The sequence below is a fragment of the Thermospira aquatica genome (genome assembly GCF_023525255.1).
GTDB classification, from domain to species: Bacteria; Spirochaetota; Brevinematia; order Brevinematales; family Thermospiraceae; genus Thermospira; species Thermospira aquatica.
The window spans coordinates 2,163,564-2,183,109 of record NZ_CP073355.1; the positions used below are offsets into that span (position 1 = coordinate 2,163,564).

At 41.0% G+C, this 19,546-nt stretch carries 23 protein-coding genes and 3 tRNA genes; 12 read left to right on the forward strand and 14 right to left on the reverse strand.

Features of this window, described 5'->3' with window-relative positions:
* Positions 1–10 precede the first annotated feature (10 nt).
* The 14 genes from KDW03_RS10510 to KDW03_RS10575 all read right to left on the reverse strand — a co-directional run bounded on the left by KDW03_RS10510 (position 11) and on the right by KDW03_RS10575 (position 14,108).
* Positions 11–430, reverse strand: a complete 420-nt coding sequence (locus KDW03_RS10510; RefSeq protein ID WP_271435030.1) for a hypothetical protein — start codon at positions 428–430, stop codon at positions 11–13.
* Positions 431–458: 28 nt separating this feature from the next.
* Positions 459–1,229: a hypothetical protein gene (locus KDW03_RS10515; protein WP_271435031.1), complete on the reverse strand. Its 771-nt coding sequence runs from the start codon at positions 1,227–1,229 to the stop codon at positions 459–461.
* A 17-nt stretch (positions 1,230–1,246) separates the two neighbouring features.
* On the reverse strand, positions 1,247–2,008 hold the full coding sequence (locus KDW03_RS10520) for a hypothetical protein (RefSeq protein ID WP_271435032.1): 762 nt from the start codon (positions 2,006–2,008) through the stop codon (positions 1,247–1,249).
* A gap of 209 nt (positions 2,009–2,217) precedes the next feature.
* Positions 2,218–2,928, reverse strand: coding sequence for a hypothetical protein (locus tag KDW03_RS10525; protein ID WP_271435033.1), 711 nt, complete (start codon positions 2,926–2,928; stop codon positions 2,218–2,220).
* A gap of 24 nt (positions 2,929–2,952) precedes the next feature.
* Positions 2,953–4,722 carry a hypothetical protein gene (locus tag KDW03_RS10530; protein WP_271435034.1) on the reverse strand — a complete coding sequence of 590 codons (1,770 nt, stop codon included), beginning with the start codon at positions 4,720–4,722 and terminating at the stop codon, positions 2,953–2,955.
* A gap of 227 nt (positions 4,723–4,949) precedes the next feature.
* Positions 4,950–6,134, reverse strand: a complete 1,185-nt coding sequence (locus tag KDW03_RS10535; RefSeq protein WP_271435035.1) for an SH3 domain-containing protein — start codon at positions 6,132–6,134, stop codon at positions 4,950–4,952.
* 24 nt (positions 6,135–6,158) lie between these two features.
* Positions 6,159–8,150: a hypothetical protein gene (locus tag KDW03_RS10540; protein WP_271435036.1), complete on the reverse strand. Its 1,992-nt coding sequence runs from the start codon at positions 8,148–8,150 to the stop codon at positions 6,159–6,161.
* Between the two features lie 390 nt (positions 8,151–8,540).
* Positions 8,541–9,596, reverse strand: a complete 1,056-nt coding sequence (locus KDW03_RS10545) for an NADase-type glycan-binding domain-containing protein (protein ID WP_271435037.1) — start codon at positions 9,594–9,596, stop codon at positions 8,541–8,543.
* Positions 9,597–9,613: 17 nt separating this feature from the next.
* A complete protein-coding gene (locus KDW03_RS10550) occupies positions 9,614–10,984 on the reverse strand; it encodes a hypothetical protein (protein WP_271435038.1) in 1,371 nt (456 codons plus the stop codon).
* A gap of 333 nt (positions 10,985–11,317) precedes the next feature.
* Positions 11,318–11,584 carry a hypothetical protein gene (locus KDW03_RS10555; RefSeq protein WP_271435039.1) on the reverse strand — a complete coding sequence of 89 codons (267 nt, stop codon included), beginning with the start codon at positions 11,582–11,584 and terminating at the stop codon, positions 11,318–11,320.
* Positions 11,585–11,597: 13 nt separating this feature from the next.
* A complete protein-coding gene (locus tag KDW03_RS10560; protein ID WP_271435040.1) occupies positions 11,598–12,044 on the reverse strand; it encodes a hypothetical protein in 447 nt (148 codons plus the stop codon).
* On the reverse strand, positions 12,022–12,369 hold the full coding sequence (locus KDW03_RS10565; protein ID WP_271435041.1) for a hypothetical protein: 348 nt from the start codon (positions 12,367–12,369) through the stop codon (positions 12,022–12,024). The genes KDW03_RS10560 and KDW03_RS10565 overlap by 23 nt, the downstream gene beginning before the upstream one ends.
* A 17-nt stretch (positions 12,370–12,386) precedes the next feature.
* Positions 12,387–13,925 carry a hypothetical protein gene (locus tag KDW03_RS10570; RefSeq protein ID WP_271435042.1) on the reverse strand — a complete coding sequence of 513 codons (1,539 nt, stop codon included), beginning with the start codon at positions 13,923–13,925 and terminating at the stop codon, positions 12,387–12,389.
* Between the two features lie 15 nt (positions 13,926–13,940).
* The gene (locus KDW03_RS10575; protein WP_271435043.1) at positions 13,941–14,108 is read right to left on the reverse strand and encodes a hypothetical protein; all 168 of its coding nucleotides are present in this window, start codon (positions 14,106–14,108) and stop codon (positions 13,941–13,943) included.
* A 197-nt stretch (positions 14,109–14,305) separates the two neighbouring features.
* On the opposite strand from KDW03_RS10575, the gene KDW03_RS10580 reads away from it, so the two are divergent.
* The 12 genes from KDW03_RS10580 to KDW03_RS10635 all read left to right on the forward strand — a co-directional run bounded on the left by KDW03_RS10580 (position 14,306) and on the right by KDW03_RS10635 (position 19,545).
* Entirely contained in the window at positions 14,306–14,641 is a 336-nt protein-coding gene (locus tag KDW03_RS10580) for a hypothetical protein (RefSeq protein ID WP_271435044.1), read from the forward strand.
* 95 nt (positions 14,642–14,736) lie between these two features.
* Positions 14,737–14,898 (forward strand): hypothetical protein, encoded by a 162-nt coding sequence (locus KDW03_RS10585; protein WP_271435045.1) that lies wholly within the window; start codon positions 14,737–14,739, stop codon positions 14,896–14,898.
* A gap of 455 nt (positions 14,899–15,353) precedes the next feature.
* Complete coding sequence (locus KDW03_RS10590) at positions 15,354–15,662, forward strand: hypothetical protein (protein ID WP_271435046.1); 309 nt, start codon at positions 15,354–15,356, stop codon at positions 15,660–15,662.
* Positions 15,663–15,883: 221 nt separating this feature from the next.
* Positions 15,884–16,237 (forward strand): hypothetical protein, encoded by a 354-nt coding sequence (locus KDW03_RS10595; protein WP_271435047.1) that lies wholly within the window; start codon positions 15,884–15,886, stop codon positions 16,235–16,237.
* A 2-nt stretch (positions 16,238–16,239) separates the two neighbouring features.
* Positions 16,240–16,434, forward strand: a complete 195-nt coding sequence (locus tag KDW03_RS10600) for a hypothetical protein (RefSeq protein WP_271435048.1) — start codon at positions 16,240–16,242, stop codon at positions 16,432–16,434.
* Positions 16,431–16,691 carry a hypothetical protein gene (locus KDW03_RS10605; protein WP_271435049.1) on the forward strand — a complete coding sequence of 87 codons (261 nt, stop codon included), beginning with the start codon at positions 16,431–16,433 and terminating at the stop codon, positions 16,689–16,691. The genes KDW03_RS10600 and KDW03_RS10605 overlap by 4 nt, the downstream gene beginning before the upstream one ends.
* Positions 16,692–16,736: 45 nt before the next feature.
* Positions 16,737–17,177, forward strand: coding sequence for a hypothetical protein (locus tag KDW03_RS10610; protein ID WP_271435050.1), 441 nt, complete (start codon positions 16,737–16,739; stop codon positions 17,175–17,177).
* Between the two features lie 125 nt (positions 17,178–17,302).
* Positions 17,303–18,514 (forward strand): MATE family efflux transporter, encoded by a 1,212-nt coding sequence (locus tag KDW03_RS10615; protein ID WP_271435051.1) that lies wholly within the window; start codon positions 17,303–17,305, stop codon positions 18,512–18,514.
* 149 nt (positions 18,515–18,663) lie between these two features.
* Positions 18,664–18,737 (forward strand) — tRNA-Met (locus tag KDW03_RS10620).
* 4 nt (positions 18,738–18,741) lie between these two features.
* Positions 18,742–18,815, forward strand: a tRNA-Met gene (locus KDW03_RS10625).
* Positions 18,816–18,837: 22 nt separating this feature from the next.
* A tRNA-Asp gene (locus tag KDW03_RS10630) sits at positions 18,838–18,911 on the forward strand.
* 76 nt (positions 18,912–18,987) lie between these two features.
* Positions 18,988–19,545 (forward strand): YdcF family protein, encoded by a 558-nt coding sequence (locus KDW03_RS10635; protein ID WP_271435052.1) that lies wholly within the window; start codon positions 18,988–18,990, stop codon positions 19,543–19,545.
* Position 19,546: the final 1 nt, after the last annotated feature.

Sequence of the window (19,546 nt, forward strand, 5' to 3'; positions counted from 1 at the left end):
TATGGCTTACCTACAACATCTCTAAGTAATGTACTGACTGAAGCTGATCCTGAGTCTTTCCATTTTGCAATTCATACCCCATCCTTACTAATCCTATTGTTCCTACTGTCATCTGCCCCTGTGGTGTAGATAAGATTAAAAACTTTCCTACAGTTTTTCCTACCCTTGCCCAATCTACCCCCTTCGCCTCCTCTTCTGTCATTACCTTGCCATTCTTCAACACAAGCGTTTCGCCAACCTTAAGGCTCTTCGCTATCTCGCTGTCACTCTTCCCTTTATAATGCCCACTCCTCTTTAAGGCTTCTATGATAGCCTGGACAGGTACACCCAGTGTCCGGGCTATGCCCTCCACAGTGTTCTTTTTACCTTCAGGCGTGTTTTGCCATTTCTCTACTATGGCTGCGATCTTGCCCCCGTTGGTTTGAAGCATTTAGGTTACTCTTACTTTTAGAATTCCTTCATGGAGCTTTCATTTTAATAATGATATCATCCCCTTTTAAAAAAAATAACTTCTCCTCTGTATTACTAAAAACCTTATTTAGTGTCTCTCTATCAAAGTCCCACTTGCCATTCTCTCCCTTCGAACCCAAAATTACATACCTCCCTTGAACCTTATAAAAATACTCCCTGCCGTAAGGATCAAGTATGTCTTCTTTATTTATAAAAAATGGATAAGTTTTTTGAAAAAGTTCTTTCAAGCTAGGAGGGGTTGAAGGAGCCTGTAGCAAAGCCTCTTCTATGGCGTGGAAATTAATCAAATTTTCTTTTGTTTTTTTATCAAAGACTACATCTCTATACGGGATATAATAACCTGTTCCCCAAAAGAGATCCCATCCCGTGCCTATATAGGTGAGAAACCCATACCCCAAAAGTTCGGATAATAGTAATTGACTATAAGTAAACTTAGACGGTCCTCTCAAACTTTCAAAATATTTATCCTTACCTTCAAATAACACCTTAATTTTCTTTTTCCTTTCTTTAGGAATATACGCCATAGCCCGCACTGCACCCTTCCACGGTTCTATGGAAGGCGCCTCATAAATGAGATATCCATTACTCTCCCCTAAAAAACGCGGAGGGAATTCAAAGTAGCAATCGGGAATATCATAATCAATAAGCTTAAAGGTGATTTCACTCTCTGCTCTTTCCAAAGGATCAAATCTAAAATAATCTACAACCAAAAATACCACAAATAAAAAGAGTAAAAATACTAACACAAATCGTAACATACTTTCCTCCTATTCCTCTACTCACCTATAGTGTTTGTGCCCTCAAAGACAATAGGGTAAGACTCTCCCCCGAAAAACGGCGTATGAATTAGCCTAGCAGCAGCGGTTGCTACATTCCTCATCAATACTCTCATCATCTCATCCCATCTCTTTCCATTGAAAATATTATGCATCTCAAAATTGTACTTATCTGGCCTCACCTTATATTGATTGGAACCAACAAGTTCCAATGTGATAGTACCATATACCAATGCCTGGTCAAGCCCCCTCTCAGGATGCGACTCCAAATGAATCTCGGCTTTTCCTTGTTCATTGAAGTCAGATAGCTTTACTCTGCCCAAGTTTAGACTCTTAATATCTACCTTCAACTTCTCTCCTTTTCCGTTTTTAAACCAGTAAAATGCTTCTCTTAAAGTAAGTTTCCTGTCCTCATCTGGGCGCCAATCAGGCTCATCTTTCTTTGGCAACATCCACTTCACTGTTTCCACAAAGAAAAATTCAGCAAGATCCAGAGGGTTTTTAACCTCCTTGCTAAGATAGAGTCGGCTCTCATGTATTTTTCTCATCTTTTGCTCATTCGTAGTTCTGGACTTATTTTTCATCCCAACACTATTGTCTTTTTTAAAACTCCTCCCGCTTATATATAGCCCATGCGGATTACCCGTCATCGCAAACATCGCTCCAGCCATCGCTACTTCCTCATACTTACTCCCGATAACATCAAGCCCAAACCTTGCGCTAAGCAATGCAAGCGTCTTCGTACTCTGTTCATATGCCATCCTCTCCAGCGTTATATCGTCCGCTTCAAGACCACTTGCAGCAAGCCATGCGTGCTGGTCAAGGTGCAATCCTTCGTGCATCACCGTAGCTGTATAATGCGCAAGCTTCGCTCTTAAATCGGCATCATCGTCCGCTAATACCGCTTCCTACTGTAAAAGAAGAGGCTAGTTTTTCAGTACTATAGTATCACTTTTTATTCCTCTTCCTCCTACTTATAAACAAATCGTATCATAGATATAGCTGTATGATTGGTTATACCAGGATAAATATCCTCTATAACTAAACGACCAGCCATTCTTTCTCCCAAATATTCTTCGCTGTCTTCTATATTGATTCTTATTCTTTGCCATGCAAGCTCATCTGTTAACTCTGCAATAACTACATATATCAATCTAATCTCGTCTTCCAACACATAGCTGTCGTCATCCAGACTCTTAGCATAATGAAAAGGAATATGATATAACTCTAATCTTATCCTTTTAGGCCTGTTATATACTTTATATGTTTTCTTACTCTTTGCCCACCCCGGTAATATATCTATCGCATATGGTAAATGATCTTTCCGCTTTATATCATAACCAGCCAAGTGATAGATACGACACCACAGATAGTCAGTCAAACCATCATCACGACTTATCCAGGCTGTTGCTGGATCCTCATCAGCTAACTCCATTATCCTTTTTCCATGAGTTATCTCCCAGGAATTGTATGCATCAACGGCGGGTATCCTGAGAGTAACTACGCTTATAGCCATTCGCATAATTCCATCCAAAAACTCCTTTTTGGGTTTCGTATTAGGCTCACTTTCGCTTACTATTTTTGTTTCTACTATCTTAAGTTCATCTACCTTAAGCTTACTCTCCCCACAGGTTGTAAGATTTAATATTATCATTATCCCTAATATAAACCTTATCTTCATCTTACCTTTCCCTCCTTTCTGAACTTACTTCCCAAAAAACCACTTTTTCCACAATTGACGAGAAAAATTATCAGCTATATCCATATTTGGCCTCAGTAAAAGAAATACCCTTCTTCCTACCTCATGTTCATATACCCTATCCCATGGCAGAAAATAGTACGAGGTAAATTCTCGAGTAAACTCATTTGTCTTATCATTCCTCCTGTACAAATTATCCTCTATATTGTTATATTTGAAATTACCATAGTTCTGCATTGCATACTTAATATACCCTCCGTATGGATCAACTATTATTAAGCCATTCTCTGTTATCTCCTTGATATATACCATATGCTGTAATCTCTTCTTCATATTATTATCTTCATAAACAAAGTTGAATCTTCCTCCCGCTATGAGTTGATCACCAGGCTTCATTATTTTATTTTTCAAATAGAGGTAAAATTTTTTTACATCATCAACAGTTGGGTTTCCATTGTTTTTACCATCCCAACTATGAGAAACTTCCGTTCCATCCTTATAGAACCACTGTCCCTTTTTATAATCCACAGGCTCAATACTTCCACTCGCTAGAGCAAGTTCCACAAGAGTTGAAGGAAATGTCCTTTCATCTACCCCATACTTACTTTTCAAATATGAACTCATCTCTCTCCTTCTCTCCTCAAGTTCATCCTCTATTTGTCTTTCCTCATTGAAGAACCAAACCGGATCATTTATGCTTACTACCTTCCTTAAGTCCTTATTATTCGGCATACTCACAAGTGCTATCGTTAATGCTGTAAGATTACACATTCCATCAGCAATCCTCTTTCCGTTTTTCCCCCTACTTACATTATTCCTCTGATTCCTTATATCAACCCCCAACTCTTTAATCCATAAATCATTTCCACTTTCCCAGTTAAACAAGCTTAAATCCCCTGTCTCAGTCGCATAGGCAATTAAATTTGCAACCTTCGAATACTCACTGCTTCCATCATATACATCTACTCCAAAATTCCTTGCTAGATTATCCAGTACCATTTTCTGTATCCCCGTAGCTCCAAGCTCCCTCGCATACGCTGTCATCCTATCCTTCCCTACAAGACCAGAATCAATCAATACACCTTCCCTCACTACTGTAGAAGTATAAAATAGAAGACCTTCTGCTGTATTCTCCGTAATTGCTTTCTTATTTAGATGTATGGTATCTTCCCCAGCCTCTCCATAATGCCCTTCCTCTTCAAGGTCAAATAATAAACTTTTCTTCCCATTAATGATATCCATAGAAGTCTTCATACCAAAATCATCCCCACTTAAATATCCCATATTTACATAGCTTATCCTCGATAAGCCCTCGTCTCCTCCGTGAACATTCTTATACTGAAAACCTACATAGTTTAAACTTCCTATCGCATCCACAAGGTTAACAAGCCCAATACCTCCGCTCACATCATTCACTATCTGCCCATCGTGCGTGAATGCCATCCCTACATCACTCGCAAGGCTTATCCTGAAATTCCCTCCCCACGCATAATGCACTGCTTCTCCCGCTATACTCCCTATAGTGTTAGCAAAGTTGTTAAGCTTCATCTCATAAAATAGTGATACATTGTTAGTCAACGCCTTGCTCGATATCCTGTCTATAAATGATAAATTGCCATCCGTGTATCTCCCTCCAAGTTCGCCTCCAACCCACCCCCCAACAAAGCCACTTGCAAGTCCCATCGTCGTACTTTTCAGTAGATTATACCAGTCATATGCATTCCATTGCCATTGCCATTGCCCATTACTTATGCTATAGCACTTCGTAAACGCCATCAAACCTCCACTTATAAACCCTTCCGTCATCTTCTGCATACCAAATGCCGCAGCTGTACTGAACCAGCCTAAAAATTATACAGCAAAATTTTGCTCCTGTAAAATAGATGATATAAAATCAACAGGCAAGGTCGCTCGGCCTCCTGCCTCGCTTGCTTCAGTGGAATGCCTGTGAAGTAGGCTTTATTTGCTTCAATGCTTTATGGCTTTGGTGTGCTTACAGGGATTTATTCTTCCTTCAAATATATATCTACAACCCAGCCCTTTATTGTATTGCCCTCCTTATCCTTAACGCCTGTGTCTATGTATACCCAATAGCCTGTCCTGTCTCCAATCGTAAAAGTAACATCCGACCGTTCGAGTAGCTTTACCCTTGCGCCCTTCTTTAGCTTTAGCAATACAGCCGAGTTTGTAGAAGCTTCGGAACGCACGTTTACATTGTCGCCGGTGAGGATGTGGTAGTCCTCTTTTTCACAACTATTTACTCCAGAATTAGTTACATTTAGGAGTTTTAATTTATTAGTCGATTGAATAGAACTATTAGACTCTTCTTCTATATACACATCTAATATCCATCCCTTTATAGTATCACCATTCTTGTCCTTAATTCCTGTGTCAACACGAGCCCAATACCCTGTTTTATCCCCAATTTTCTCTTTTTTATCCATCCATTCTAATAACTTTACTTTCGTTCCTCTTTTAAGTTTCAGCAACAGTTTATCGATAAAGTATATACTTCTTACTGGCACATCATTTCCAATAACCGTATAGTATCCACCTATGTTCAGAGGACATTCTTTTTCTTTTATCCAATTAGGATAGTCTGCTGAATTTGTCAAAATTTTGGTAGCAAAAGGAGCATATATTTCATCCTCACGAATAAAAAAAGACATCGTATGGTTTCCTAATAAGTAAACATTCTCATTTAATAAGCATTGATATATCTGGCCATATAGAGTAGTTTTAGTATCTTCAAAAAAAATAGCCCATATACCATTTGAATATATACGATAATAACCCGTATCCTCTGCATCTTCGGAAATTAAAAGCATTTCTTTTTGTATTCTTTTTGCAGGTTTAAAATCATCTATACCTGCTATATATTTTCTCTCTAGCCAACCTTTTATTTTAGCTGACTCATATGAAAATAAATTGGTAAGATAAGCTCCAATAAAATACCATTCTTCCTTTTTGTTCTCCAAGATAAACTCCCTATTGGAAAGAAGAACCACAAACTCAAGAATAGGTATTTTTGTTAACACCGGCGCAAACATACTTGGCTCCCTAAATAATGGAGCTTCAGTAATAATTAAAACTGTATTACCATTCAAAGGTCTCATCATACTGTAAAGCTTATCTGCCCCAGAGGCAAACTCTAAAAAGAAACAACACATCAAAATTATCCTTTTCATAAAGTAACTTCTCCTAACTAATAATTAAAATAAAGTAATATGTAAGTGATGTCTATGTAATAGCATATTTTTAAAAGCTCGTGCTATTTCTGGATCACCACCCAATAACGGAAGCTGTTGTTCCCATGTCATTTGTTCAAATTCAGCTAAAGAAACACCTTGAGGAATTAGATATGTATCATTTACATTCTGCCAAGAGTTTTGATAGTCATAAATTTTTCCAGGTACTTTACTCTTTAGCCACCACGGATCCAATGCCTGACTTACTCTCGGGTCATTCACCATACTGTTATATACTTCATTCCTCAACGCCATTGCAGCCGTTGATTGTTGACCTACAGTAGAATTATTGAACCTCACCGTTACACCATTCCTTGTCGCAGCTACTATATCTATTCCTCTTCCCGACCCATGTGGGCTTGTGGTGCTATTCCTCCACAAACTCGATACCTCCACAGCATCCAGATTTACAGCATGCGCATTATCTATAAGCACAAGCACAGCTCTCGGATCCATCCCCCCTGTCGCAAGATTAATCGGAGTATTCCCCGTGCCCGCTTTTTGCGCCTGTGGACTAAAATTATATTTCGACATCCTTATCTCAATTCCATCTACATTAGATATATAATAATTGCCTTTTTTCTCGTAATCCATTAATTGCTCTTTATAAAGCTCTCCCAGTTTTTTAACCTCCGGCTTCACCATTTGGTTCTCAATCCACTCACTCACCTTACTTCCTTTTAATGCAGTTGATACAATCCTGAGTAGGGTTAATTTCAATTTTGTTTGATTGATAGCCTTTTGTTTCTTCATCCTATCACGCTTCTTCCTCTCCTCCTCTTCCTCCTCTGGAGTAGCCCCTGTAGTAGCCTTTGGGTTCTCCCTATCCTGTGTTTGCTGGTCCGGCGTTTCGCTTCCATACGGCTGCTCTGAAAACGGCAGCTTTCTAGGTTTACTTAAACTCCTCCCGCTTATATATAGCCCATGCGGATTACCCGTCATCGCAAACATCGCTCCAGCCATCGCTACTTCCTCATACTTACTCCCACCAACACCAAGCCCAAAATTCGCCTGTAGGAGCGCAAGTGTCATCGTGCTCTGAGCATAGGCCATTCTCTCCAAAGTTATATCGTCCGCTTCAAGACCATTCGCAGCAAGCCATGCATGCTGGTCTAAGTGTAGTCCTTCATGCATCACCGTCGCTGTATAATGCGCAAGCTTCGCTCGAAGCTCGGCATCATCGTCCGCTAATATCGCTTCCCTGTTTAGATGTATCGTCCTGTTATCCTCTCCTGCATAGCCGTAGTTGCCCTCCCCTTCAAGGTCAAACTCTATCCTCTTCTTGTTATTTATTACATCAAGCGACGTCTTCATATTCTGCATATCTCCAGAAAGATATCCCATATTTACATAGCTTATCCTCGATAAGCCCTCGTCTCCTCCGTGAACATTCTTATACTGAAAACCTACATAGTTTAAACTACCTATCGCATCCACAAGGTTGACAAGCCCAATCCCTCCGCTTGTGTCATTCACTATCTGCCCATCGTGCGTGAATGCCATCCCTACATCACTCGCAAGGCTTATCCTGAAATTCCCTCCCCACGCATAATGCACTGCTTCTCCCGCTATACTCCCTATAGTGTTCGCAAAGTTGTTAAGCTTCATACCATAAAATAATGATACATCCTTATCCACTGCCTTGCTCGCTTTCCTGTCCAAAAATGATAAATTGCCATTGGTGTATGTCCCACCAAGGGCACTACCTATCATACCTGTTGTAAACCCACTAACAAAACCTATCATCCCACTTTCAAGAATACTCTTGCCAATAAAACTAGCCCAGTCATCCCTCAGTTTGCCAGCTTTAAAGTCATACACCTTCGCCCCAACCATAAAAGAGCTCTCTACTACACTCTCTGTCATCCTCTGCACACCCATCTCTATACCTACAGTAAACCAGTTGTTCCCACCAAATATATTCCCAGCCCAGCTACCAGCCCAGCTGCCTACCATCCTACCAACACCAAAGTCGGTATTAAGGTAGGCGGCGGTCACGCTAGCAAGGGTGGTAGTCTAACCCTCCTCCCTCAAGGGGGACTGAAGCTAGTCCCCCTTGAAACCCCCACTCCGCCCCTTGCGCGGTTTCTTTTACTTTTTTTCTTACCCCTTGTGAGCTGGAGGTTTTTCTTTTAGCTTTGTTTTTTCTTCTACCGTCACGGCGAATACATCCTTGTATTGGCCGTGACTTTCTCGCCACATCCTGTGGCTCGGATATTGGTCTTACCATACCTTTTTTCTTCCACCCAGCTCATGGCTGGTTCTCTGAGAGTACTTTCTCTGTAATGGAAGCACCGCGAGCAAGGGGCGGGAAGAAGAGAAAAACCCTAAACCTTCTTCGCACTTTTACTCCTCACCCTCCCAGGACTCCCCACACTCATCCCAGTCGCTTAACGCTAAACCCTCAAGATCTGTCCCTTTTAAGATTGTATAATCATTTAGCATCTCTTTCTTCCATGGATTGTCCCCAATTTTTATCCATAATGAACCATTCTCATCAATCTTCCAGTAACCAGCTACACCCCTCGGATGTTTGCGAAAAGCTTCACTACCCTCCCCCGCCCAGTTTAACCACTCTAAAATTATCTCTCCATTCTCCGCAAACTCAACCAAAAATGTCCTCTTTTCACGATCCTTCTCTACCTCCCACCCCACAGCCTTCATAAGCTTCTCATAATTCTCCTCCGATAAGGTCGAAAGTTCACTATTATATAAGCCTTTAGAGCCTTTCCGCCTTTCCTCAATATAACGACGCAAATACTCCCTCTTCGCCTCCTCAAGATTGGCTATCTCATACTTCTTGCCCTTGTACCAGAACTCTATCTCACTTATACAGGTGTCATTATAATGCGTCCCAGGATATGTGGAGAGAATAGTAAACTTTACAGCATCTATATTTGTAGGATTGACCTTCAGCTCGTGTAAACTGATCTCATTCCACCCAGAGTCTGATAACAAAACCTCTCTATTAGTCGTTATAACATTTGTCTCATTATTCTTAACTACCAAATAGAGAAACAGAAGGGATAGCCCTTTCACCCGGTTATTTTTCTTCCATATCTCCTCACTCTTCCCATAACCATTGTATATCCTTATAGTATCAATCAGAAACGGACTTGACTTTGGGTTAAAACCTACATTTACATATTCCCCAGCCCCATTCCTATCTATAACAAAAAGACCGCTATTATCCCATGTCATTGGCCTCTCTGGGCCACTTCCATCACCTTCTACATTTTCTGCCCAACATGTCTTAATGTCACCATCAAATAGGGAAAACACACTGTACCTTATATCACCGTTTAAGTAAGAAGAAGCTCTGGAAACAATAGATACCTTTAGAGACCCAGCATACAAACCAACAAATGACAAAACCATAATCCCTAATACCTTTTTCGTCATATCTCCCCTCCTCATCATTATTGGCTTAACAAATAGTATGTACCTTCAAGTGTATAATCCATGTACCATTTGGGTTCATATGCCTTTTCAACCGGATTATACACCATTTTAACTGTCCCAAACAAGCCCATAAAATAGGTGTAGTCTCCACCATCAAGTTGGTAACTTTTATCCCTCCTCTCCCCCGTGTATCGGCCACCGTATATTGTTTGACAACCTTTAGACCAGGTATTATCAGGACCACCTATGTGAATAAGAATCTCATATTTCACTTTCTGGGAACCACCTTCTACAGCAGGTACTGCACCACCATTTGCTATCAGAATGGTAAATTGTCTATTTTCCCTCATTTTACTCTTAGAAGCTCTATAAAACGTTCTCGCCTCATAAACACCAGGTGCTATAGAACTATACGGTATTCCTTCCTTAGTTTTGTAATGTCGAGAGGCATCCACATTCCCTCGGTAAAACTCTACTATCTTGCCCCCTCTTACCACCGTTATCCTATCATTGTAGGTGTCCTTGCCACATCTTTCACCCTTACCCATGCCTTCCTCACCAAAAATCACAAAGTCTTTTTTCATCGACTTCTCAAAGCTCCCATACCCACCTCGTAGATCCGCAAAGTAGCTATACATCTCAAGAAGTTTTCTACCTTCGTTCGTTTTGGTATCAAACTCAGCTACATTCTCGTCCTGGGTTAAAGCAGTATGCTGAAGATTGAACTCAAACATACTGCTAAATTTCTCCCTCCCGCTTTCCATCATTTCATCAGATATATCCTCATCCGATAACCCTAACCGTGTCTTCTCGTAGTTCCGAATGGCAGCATCACCACCATATTTCTCGTATGCTGTGTCCGTCGCTACCCCTACAGCATAACTGTATATTTGATTCGTGTTGTCTAAAAGATCATAGATGTTTTCTGACCTTGCTAACAACTGCTCTAACGTTACATTGCCTGTTGCATTGCCACCTGCATACTCATTGGCTTTGTTGCTCACCTTGAGTATAAGAGATACTATCTCATTGATCTTCTCAGTGTTAGCATTGCCATCATCCGACTCATACTCGGCTATCATATTCCTAAGCTTTTCTTTTAGTGGCCCCTCCTCTATGTTTTTTATCTTTTCAAAAAGTATTCTTTGATGATAAAGAGTCATACTCTCTTTAAATTTTCTCCTCCTCTCCCCCTCCGTTGCTACCATGCTTTCTTTTTCGGCCTTTTCCCTCTCTTGTGTACGATTGTCCTGGCTCACAGGAGAAGAAAAGACATTCCACCCGCTGGAAGCAAGATAGGCAAGACCAGTTGTTAACCCTTGGAAGGTATTGGCTGTCAACTGACCCAAGGTGCTAAAGTTAGTAATGAGGGTATTCCACGTCTCCACTTTCTCCTCCTCCCCCAAGGGAGACTGAAGCTAGTCCCCCTTGAAACCCCCACTCCGCCCCTTGCGCGGTTTCTCCTACCAACTTTTCTCTTGCCCCTTGTGAGCCGGAGGTTTTTCTTTTAGCTTTCCTTTTTCCTCTATCGTCACACAAGTACATCCTTGTATTAGCCGTGACTTTCTCGCCACATCCTGTGGCTCGGATATTGGTTTTACCACACCTTTTTTCTTCCACCCAGCTCACGGCTAGTTCTCTGAGAGTTCTTCCCTCTCTAACGGAAGCACCGCAAGCAAGGGGCGGGAAGAAGAGAAAAACCCTAAACCTTCTTCGCACTTTTACTCCTCACCCTCCCAGGACTCCCCACACTCATCCCAGTCGCTTAACGCTAAACCCTCAAGATCTGTGCCTTTTAAGATTGTATAATCATTTAGCATCTCTTTCTTCCATGGATTGTCCCCAATTTTTATCCATAATGAACCATTCTCATCAATCTTCCAGTAACCAGCTACACCCCTCGGATGTTTGCGAAAAGCTTCACTACCCTCCCCCGCCCAGTTTAACCACTCTAAAATTATCTCTCCATTCTCCGCAAACTCAACCAAAAATGTCCTCTTTTCACGATCCTTCTCTACCTCCCACCCCAGCCTTCATAAGCTTCTCATAATTCTCCTCCGATAAGGTCGAAAGTTCACTATTATATAAGCCTTTATGGCCTTTCCGCCTTTCCTCAATATAACGACGCAAATACTCCCTCTTCGCCTCCTCAAGATTGGCTATCTCATACTTCTTGCCCTTGTACCAGAACTCTATCTCACTTATACAGGTGTCATTATAATGCGTCCCAGGATATGTGGAGAGAATAGTAAACTTTACAGCATCTATATTTGTAGGATTGACCTTCAGCTCGTGTAAACTGATCTCATTCCACCCAGAGTCTGATAACAAAACCTCTCTATTAGTCGTTATAACATTTGTCTCATTATTCTTAACTACCAAATAGAGAAACAGAAGGGATAACCCTTTCACGGTTATTTTTTCTTCATATCTCCTCACTCTTCCCATAACCATTGTATATCCTTATAGTATCAATCAGAAACGGACTTGACTTTGGGTTAAAACCTACATTTACATATTCCCCAGCCCCATTCCTATCTATAACAAAAAGACCGCTATTATCCCATGTCATTGGCCTCTCTGGGCCACTTCCATCACCTTCTACATTTTCTGCCCAACACGTCTTAATGTCACCATCAAATAGGGAAAACACACTGTACCTTATATCACCGTTTAAGTAAGAAGAAGCTCTGGAAACAATAGATACCTTTAGAGACCCAGCATACAAACCAACAAATGACAAAACCATAATCCCTAATACCTTTTTCGTCATATCTCCCCTCCTCATCATTATTGGCTTAACAAATAGTATGTACCTTCAAGTGTATAATCCATGTACCATTTGGGTTCATATGCCTTTTCAACCGGATTATACACCATTTTAACTGTCCCAAACAAGCCCATAAAATAGGTGTAGTCTCCACCATCAAGTTGGTAACTTTTATCCCTCCTCTCCCCCGTGTATCGGCCACCGTATATTGTTTGACAACCTTTAGACCAGGTATTATCAGGACCACCTATGTGAATAAGAATCTCATATTTCACTTTCTGGGAACCACCTTCTACAGCAGGTACTGCACCACCATTTGCTATCAGAATGGTAAATTGTCTGTTTTCCCTCATTTTACTCTTAGAAGCTCTATAAAACGTTCTCGCCTCATAAACACCAGGTGCTATAGAACTATACGGTATTCCTTCCTTAATTTCGTAATGTCGAGAGGCATCCACATTCCCTCGGTAAAACTCTACTATCTTGCCCCCTCTTATCACCGTTATCCTATCGTTGTAGGTGTCCTTCCCACACCTTTCACCCTTACCCATGCCTTCCTCACCAAAAATCACAAAGTCTTTTTTCATCGACTTCTCAAAGCTCCCATACCCACCTCGTAGATCCGCAAAGTAGCTATACATCTCAAGAAGTTTTCTACCTTCGTTCGTTTTGGTATCAAACTCAGCTACATTCTTGTCCTGGGTTAAAGCAGTATGCTGAAGATTGAACTCAAACATACTGCTAAATTTCTCCCTCCCCCTTTCCATCATTTCATCAGATATATCCTCATCCGATAACCCTAACCGTGTCTTCTCATAGTTCCGAATGGCAGCATCACCACCATACTTATCGTATGCTATGTCCGTCGCTACCCCTACAGCATAACTGTATATTTGATTCGTGTTGTCTAAAAGCTCATAGATGTTTTCTGACCTTGCCAACAACTGCTCCAACGTTACATTGCCTGTTACATTGTCCCCTGCATACTCATTGGCTTTGTTGCTTACCTTGAGTAGAAGAGATACTATCTCATTGATCTTCTCTGTGTTAGCATTGCCATCATCTGACTCATACTCGGCTATCATATTCCTAAGCTTTTCTTTTAGTGGCCCCTCCTCTATGTTTTTTATCTTTTCAAAAAGTATTCTTTGATGATAAAGAGTCATACTCTCTTTAAATTTTCTCCTCCTCTCCCCCTCCGTTGCTACCATGCTTTCTTTTTCGGCCTTTTCCCTCTCTTGTGTACGATTGTCCTGGCTCACAGGAGAAGAAAAGACATTCCACACGCTGGAAGCAAGATAGGCAAGACCAGTTGTTAACCCTTGGAAGGTATTGGCTGTCAACTGACCTATGTCTTTGAAATTACTCATCATTGTGTTCCACGTGTCCACACCCTGCCAGCTCAGACCATTGGAATTAAGGACAAACCCAAACCCTCCAAACTCTCCAGGCCCGTTGTGGAGGATAAGCCCTGTGGTAAGAATCCTCAGTACGAGACCGTACCTCAGTAAACTCGTATCAATGTGCCTTCTGGCCAGCGTATTTCGATTTAAGTGCATAACGGTAGAGAGTTTTCATCCACACCTTGCACAGGGAAAGTTTTCTCCACCTTTGCCTGAGAGGCTTGCAAAACCAAAGTTTAGTGTACGCTTGATACCGTCTATGCCTATGTCCATGAAAAGTTCTGTAAGTTCACCATTTTTTAGATCATAGCCCCAGGTGAGACTCCCTGTGCTATCCACCTTCCAACCCCTGTTTATGGCAGTAGTTGTGCTGTCAATGGCCCAATCGCCGGCTAATCTCTCCCCCACTGATAATTATACCACAAAAAAAATTTTTTGTCAAATCACGAATTGCTTCATAATAAAAGTACTCGAAAAGGGAACGCTATTGCAAAATAAAAAAGTACTCCAAATCTGTGTATAAAATAATCCAGTTCATGGCTCGACAAGCTCGCCAACCGTGGCTCGACAAGCTCGCCAACCGTGGCTCGACAAGCTCGCCAACCGTGGCTCGACAAGCTCGCCAACCGTGGCTCGACAAGCTCGCCAACCGTGGCTCGACAAGCTCGCCAACCGGAATTGGGGTAGCGATGTTTGAAAGGAGACCTATTTACAGGGAAACGGCAAAACAATATCAAAAAGCCAGCAAAAAGGAGAAAATGGAGATACTGGATTATTTTGTGAGGATAACAAGCCTAAAAATCGAAACTATGCCGCCAGGCTCTTGGGAACAACACGGAAAAACCATCTATGTAGGCAAAAAATTACCTTAAAACCGATATAGCCAAGAAGGGCAAAAGACCTGGCAGAAAAAAAATTCGGCGAAGAGGAAAAAACTTCTAAAAAGGTCTGGGAAATTGAAAACTACATGTGTGGCAAACGTTTAAAGCCAATTTTAAATGAAGTTTTAGATAATCTCTTAGCAAACGGACATCTCCACGGTTCTCCACAGGCCATAGAGAACTTGCGCCATATAAGTGCTTCAAGTATTGACCGACTTTTGAAACATGAGCGTAAAAGCTTGAGATAAAGGACGAAAAGGCACAAACCTGGAGCACTATTAAAGCAACAAATAGCTAAACGCACGTGGGCAGAGTGGGATGAAAATTGCCCTGGGTTCATGGAGATTGATCTGGTAGCCCATGAGGGAGGAAATAGCGGGAGATTTTGCTCAAACATTAAATATGGTGGATGTTTGGAGCGGTTGGACAGAACTTGTGGCAATCAAAACAAAGCTTCAAAATGGGTAAGAGAAGCCATAGAAAAGTCAAAGACTTCCTTTTGAGTTACGGGGAATTGATTCTGATGCGGTGCTGAATTTATTAATCATCCTCTGCGTGATTGGTGTGAGAAGAACCAGATAAAATTTACAAGGGGAGAAGCTCCCGTTCCAATGATAACTGCTACGTTGAGCAGAAAAACTATTCCATAGTCCGCCAGAATGTTGGATACTTTCGCTACGATACCGAGGAAGAAGTCTACTACTTGAACCGACTCTATGCGTATCTCAGGCTTTATGCCAACTTTTCAACGGTTATGAAAATGACAGAGAAAAAGAGAATCGGAAGCAAGGTGCAAAAGAAGCATGATGATATTAAAACTCCCTACCAGCGGCTTTTAGAAAGCTCTTATGTAAGTGAGGCACAAAAGGAACGCCTAACAAGGCTTTATAAGGCTCTCGATTTGTTTCACCTAAGACAAAAAATTACAGCTTGCCAGAGAAAACTTTTCAGCCTTCAAAAGAAAAAGAATGTAAAAAACAAAAATTTGGAGGAAACTGTATGGAATTTTTGAGTACTTTTTTTTATGAGGCAATGATTCGAATTTCGAGTACTTTTTTATTTGACGCAACGGGTATATAAAAGCAAAATTTTCCCCAGAGCTTCCCCAAAGGGTATAAAAAATCAAACCTTCCTGATTTTCTTTTTCTAGAGAATATTTTGCCCCACAACCCTGCACTGAGATAAGGAAATAGCACAATCCTTCGGAGAATTTCCCAACGCCAGATTGTTTTTATGGCCTCTTTTACGATAATTTGCGACAAAATCCTCTGTCGAAAACAATTTAAAATGTCACACTTTGTGCAAATAGAAATGTCACCTTTTAAAATACTGCAACTAAAAAAACGAGAGGTTGCAGATGAGAGAGGTGATAACGATGACACAAAAGCACAGAAGGGGCAAAAAATACTGGAGATGGTAAAGAACAAGAAAAATCAAGCAGAAAGATGCTGCAATAATACTGGGGATTTGCAGAAGGCAACTTATTCGAATTTTAAAGAATATTTATCAAAGGGTGATGAAGCCCTCAATCACAAATTAATAGGCAAAGCGGGGATCACAGAATTAGCAGTGATATCAAGGAAATAATTATGCAGATAGTACGGAATAATTATAAAGGTTTTAAGCCGACATTTATAGCTGAAAAGCTTTATGAGGAACATCATATAAAAATAGGAGCATCAACGCTTCGTTTATGGATGATGGAAACAGGATTGTGGAAGAAAATAAGAAAAACTGCGAGACACCGTACCAGAAGGCCGAAAAAGAGCATTTTGGAGAAATGATTCAAATGGACGGCAGCATTCACGACTGGTTTGGGACAGGCAAAGAAGTCTGTCTGATGAATATGGTGGATGATGCTACAGGCACATCTTACGGTCTTTTCGACACAGGAGAAACGACACAAGTAGCGCTGCAATGTTTGTTTGACTGGATAATGAAATACGGTATTCCTTATTCGATCTATTGTGATTATAAAAGCCTGTTCTATACGAAACGGGAAGCGACCATAGAAGAACAGCTTGCAGGAAATTGCCTCTAACAAAGTTTGGAGAGGTCTGCCATAGGCTGGGGATAGAAATGATATATGCCCATAGTCCCCAGGCAAAGGGCGCGTAGAGAGATGGAATGGGATCCATCAGGACAGGTTAATAGCAGAAATGAAACTAAAAACATAAAGGATATTGACAATGCCAATCGTTTTTTGAAAGAATATTACTGGGAAAAGAATAACCGAAAATTTAGTAAAAAACCTCTGTCGGATGAAGATTTTCATATTGCATTAATGCCTGATCAGGACTTAAGGAACTATGTTTGTTATACGGCCGAGTGCAAAGTCTATAGAGATTATACAATAAAATTTTCTAAAAGAATATACCAGATTGAAAAGAAACAACCTATAGCCATAAAACCCGGGGACAATGTTATCTTAAAAACCTGGCTTGATGGAAGTATACATATTTTTAAGAAAAATATCGAATTGAACTTTTTTGAAATAGATGATTATGGTCGTAGAGTTTCGGCATAAAAAAGTGACATTTCTATTTCAATAAAAAGGTGACATTTTAATTTATTTGACAGACAACGGGGTTTTTTGTATTGCTTTTTTCTTCGTTTTGTCTTATACTCATACGATAAAAAAAGCGAGAAAGTATGGGTAAGCGCTCATTTTTTTGGAATACATCTCTCTCCCTGATGGGGTTTGGTCTCCTCACTCTTACCAATTTCCTCTACAGTATTGTGACGGTACGGCTTTTATCTCCTCGTGAGTTTTCCGCTTACAATACTTTTTTCTATTTTTTGCTTTCTCTTCCCCTTCCCTCGTTTCAACTTGCTGTCGCTAAATCGGTAAGTCGATACTCTCCATCGGTTGATCTCAAGAGTCTTTTTTCTTCATTTGTGGTTTTGTCCGGATTATCAGGGATAGCCTATCTCATTTTTTCTCCTCTCCTGTGGTATCTCTATGGAAAAAACTATCCCTTTCTCGTGGTTATTGGTTTCTTTGTTTTACAGGGATGGATATGGCTCTCTGGACTTCGAGGAATCTTTCAAGGAAGTTTGCGTTTTGGTACCTATAGTCTCAATATGGCATTAGAGGGGATCTTTAGGCTTTTGCTAGGAAGCCTGGGGCTTATTGTTGGATTAGGTGTGTATGGGGCTCTTGGAGCATCCATAGCAAGCGGTATGATAGGTATTCTCTTTCTGGTTTTCCCTCTTTTCTTTTCTGGTACTTCTTTCAAACCATCGCAGTGCGATACCTCGCTGCTTTCTTCTTTTTTTCGGGCTTTTTTTATCCTTCTCCCCTTCGGGCTGCTGGTAGTACTCGATCAAACCATCATCAATCGATTTATCCCATCCTATGGGCAAATAGTAAATCTTTCCAGTCTCTTTGGAAAAAACCTGATTGCTCTCTCCCTCACAGTCGCTCATGTTGTCTTTGCGTATGTGGTGAAAGAGGGTGAAGACAGATTTCTCCTCAGAGGCATGGGACTTGTGGTGGCTCTCTTTTTTCTTGCTTATGGGGGAACATTCTTTCTGGGCCACTGGTTATTTCAGCTACTTTTTGCCACAACCACAGGGGCTGATTTTCTTCCTCTTTATATCCTTTACTGCCTACCGCTGGGGATTCTTCAGTTATTGGTGAACTACGGTATTGCCGAAGAACAATACTGGCTTACGCCTTTTCTGTGGATCATGCTTGTTTTAACCGCTTTTAGCATGATGATTTTTGCTCGACTCAATGCTTTTTCTCTTATTGGTTTTTACCTTTTGGGAATGATTCTTCATACTCTTTTTCTCATTCCTCTCATTATTATCCTGCTTGTTCGCAAAAAAAATTCACAAGCCTCTGAAAAAAAACTTTAACAGACAAGGGTAAGAACTTCTTCTGAAAAAATACTACAACTTGCAAGATGCTTAAAATCTTTCTCTGTTTTTTTGGAAAAAAAAACAAGGTTTACCCCTTGACTTTTCAGATTATTTGCCTTATAATAATGTTCCAAACTGATATGCGACGCGGGATAGAGCAGTCTGGTAGCTCGTCGGGCTCATAACCCGAAGGTCGAAGGTTCAAATCCTTCTCCCGCAAGTATGGCGGGGTAGCTCAGCTGGTTAGAGCAGCGGAATCATAATCCGGTGGTCGAGGGTTCGAGTCCCCCCCCCGCTAAGATATAAAGAAAATAAAACCAGGGGTTGTAGCTCAGCTGGTTAGAGCACAGGCCTGTCACGCCTGGGGCCGCGGGTTCAAGTCCCGTCAACCCCGTATATAAAAGGGACTGTCAAGCACAGTCCCTTTTATCGTTTTTGATGTTTTGTCATTTGAATTGAGGATATCATGCATGAAAATGCGATCAAAATTTCTTCTCGTGAGTGGAACGGTATGTCTTTTGTTTTTTCTATCGTTTTTTTCTATTCTTTATCTTGTGCAAAACTTCCCTGTTTCAGATCAACTTCCTGAAAATGGAATTATCGTGGTATTTGGTGCCGGGATATACAACACCCGCCCCTCCCTCACCCTTCAAATGAGGCTTGATAAAGCCCTCGAAATTGCTCAAAAAATTTCTAATACCCTCTTTTACCTCAGTGGCACCAAATCAGAAGTTATTATTATGCGTCAGTACCTAATAAAACAGGGTATTTCCAGAAATAAACTCATAGAAGACCCCGAAGGAAAAACAACAGCCTACACCATACGCAATCTTTCTCGATCTTACAAAAATGAGACCCTTATCCTCGTGAGTCAACACTACCATTTAAGGCGCATCGCTCTCCTCTGTAGAAAACACCATCTCCTCAATGCTTTCTTTGTAGCAACAGATCATCGCTCTGTAGACAACCAGTTTTCACTCGTTTTGCGAGAGGTGTTTGCCATGTACAAGGCATTCCTCTGGGATTAGG

Coding starts and splice junctions, on each gene's coding strand:
- KDW03_RS10600 (WP_271435048.1), top strand. CDS start 16,240: ATGCAGATAGTACGGAATAATTATAAAGGTTTTAAGCCGACATTTATA.
- KDW03_RS10615 (WP_271435051.1), top strand. CDS start 17,303: ATGGGTAAGCGCTCATTTTTTTGGAATACATCTCTCTCCCTGATGGGG.
- KDW03_RS10520 (WP_271435032.1), bottom strand. CDS start 2,008: ATGGCATATGAACAGAGTACGAAGACGCTTGCATTGCTTAGCGCAAGG.
- KDW03_RS10595 (WP_271435047.1), top strand. CDS start 15,884: ATGGCCTCTTTTACGATAATTTGCGACAAAATCCTCTGTCGAAAACAA.
- KDW03_RS10610 (WP_271435050.1), top strand. CDS start 16,737: ATGCCCATAGTCCCCAGGCAAAGGGCGCGTAGAGAGATGGAATGGGAT.
- KDW03_RS10510 (WP_271435030.1), bottom strand. CDS start 430: ATGCTTCAAACCAACGGGGGCAAGATCGCAGCCATAGTAGAGAAATGG.
- KDW03_RS10535 (WP_271435035.1), bottom strand. CDS start 6,134: ATGAAAAGGATAATTTTGATGTGTTGTTTCTTTTTAGAGTTTGCCTCT.
- KDW03_RS10605 (WP_271435049.1), top strand. CDS start 16,431: ATGATTCAAATGGACGGCAGCATTCACGACTGGTTTGGGACAGGCAAA.
- KDW03_RS10530 (WP_271435034.1), bottom strand. CDS start 4,722: ATGGCGTTTACGAAGTGCTATAGCATAAGTAATGGGCAATGGCAATGG.
- KDW03_RS10525 (WP_271435033.1), bottom strand. CDS start 2,928: ATGAAGATAAGGTTTATATTAGGGATAATGATAATATTAAATCTTACA.
- KDW03_RS10580 (WP_271435044.1), top strand. CDS start 14,306: ATGGCTCGACAAGCTCGCCAACCGTGGCTCGACAAGCTCGCCAACCGT.
- KDW03_RS10635 (WP_271435052.1), top strand. CDS start 18,988: ATGAAAATGCGATCAAAATTTCTTCTCGTGAGTGGAACGGTATGTCTT.
- KDW03_RS10565 (WP_271435041.1), bottom strand. CDS start 12,369: ATGACGAAAAAGGTATTAGGGATTATGGTTTTGTCATTTGTTGGTTTG.
- KDW03_RS10560 (WP_271435040.1), bottom strand. CDS start 12,044: ATGGGAAGAGTGAGGAGATATGAAGAAAAAATAACCGTGAAAGGGTTA.
- KDW03_RS10545 (WP_271435037.1), bottom strand. CDS start 9,596: ATGACGAAAAAGGTATTAGGGATTATGGTTTTGTCATTTGTTGGTTTG.
- KDW03_RS10540 (WP_271435036.1), bottom strand. CDS start 8,150: ATGGTAGGCAGCTGGGCTGGTAGCTGGGCTGGGAATATATTTGGTGGG.
- KDW03_RS10570 (WP_271435042.1), bottom strand. CDS start 13,925: ATGCACTTAAATCGAAATACGCTGGCCAGAAGGCACATTGATACGAGT.
- KDW03_RS10515 (WP_271435031.1), bottom strand. CDS start 1,229: ATGTTACGATTTGTGTTAGTATTTTTACTCTTTTTATTTGTGGTATTT.
- KDW03_RS10585 (WP_271435045.1), top strand. CDS start 14,737: ATGTGTGGCAAACGTTTAAAGCCAATTTTAAATGAAGTTTTAGATAAT.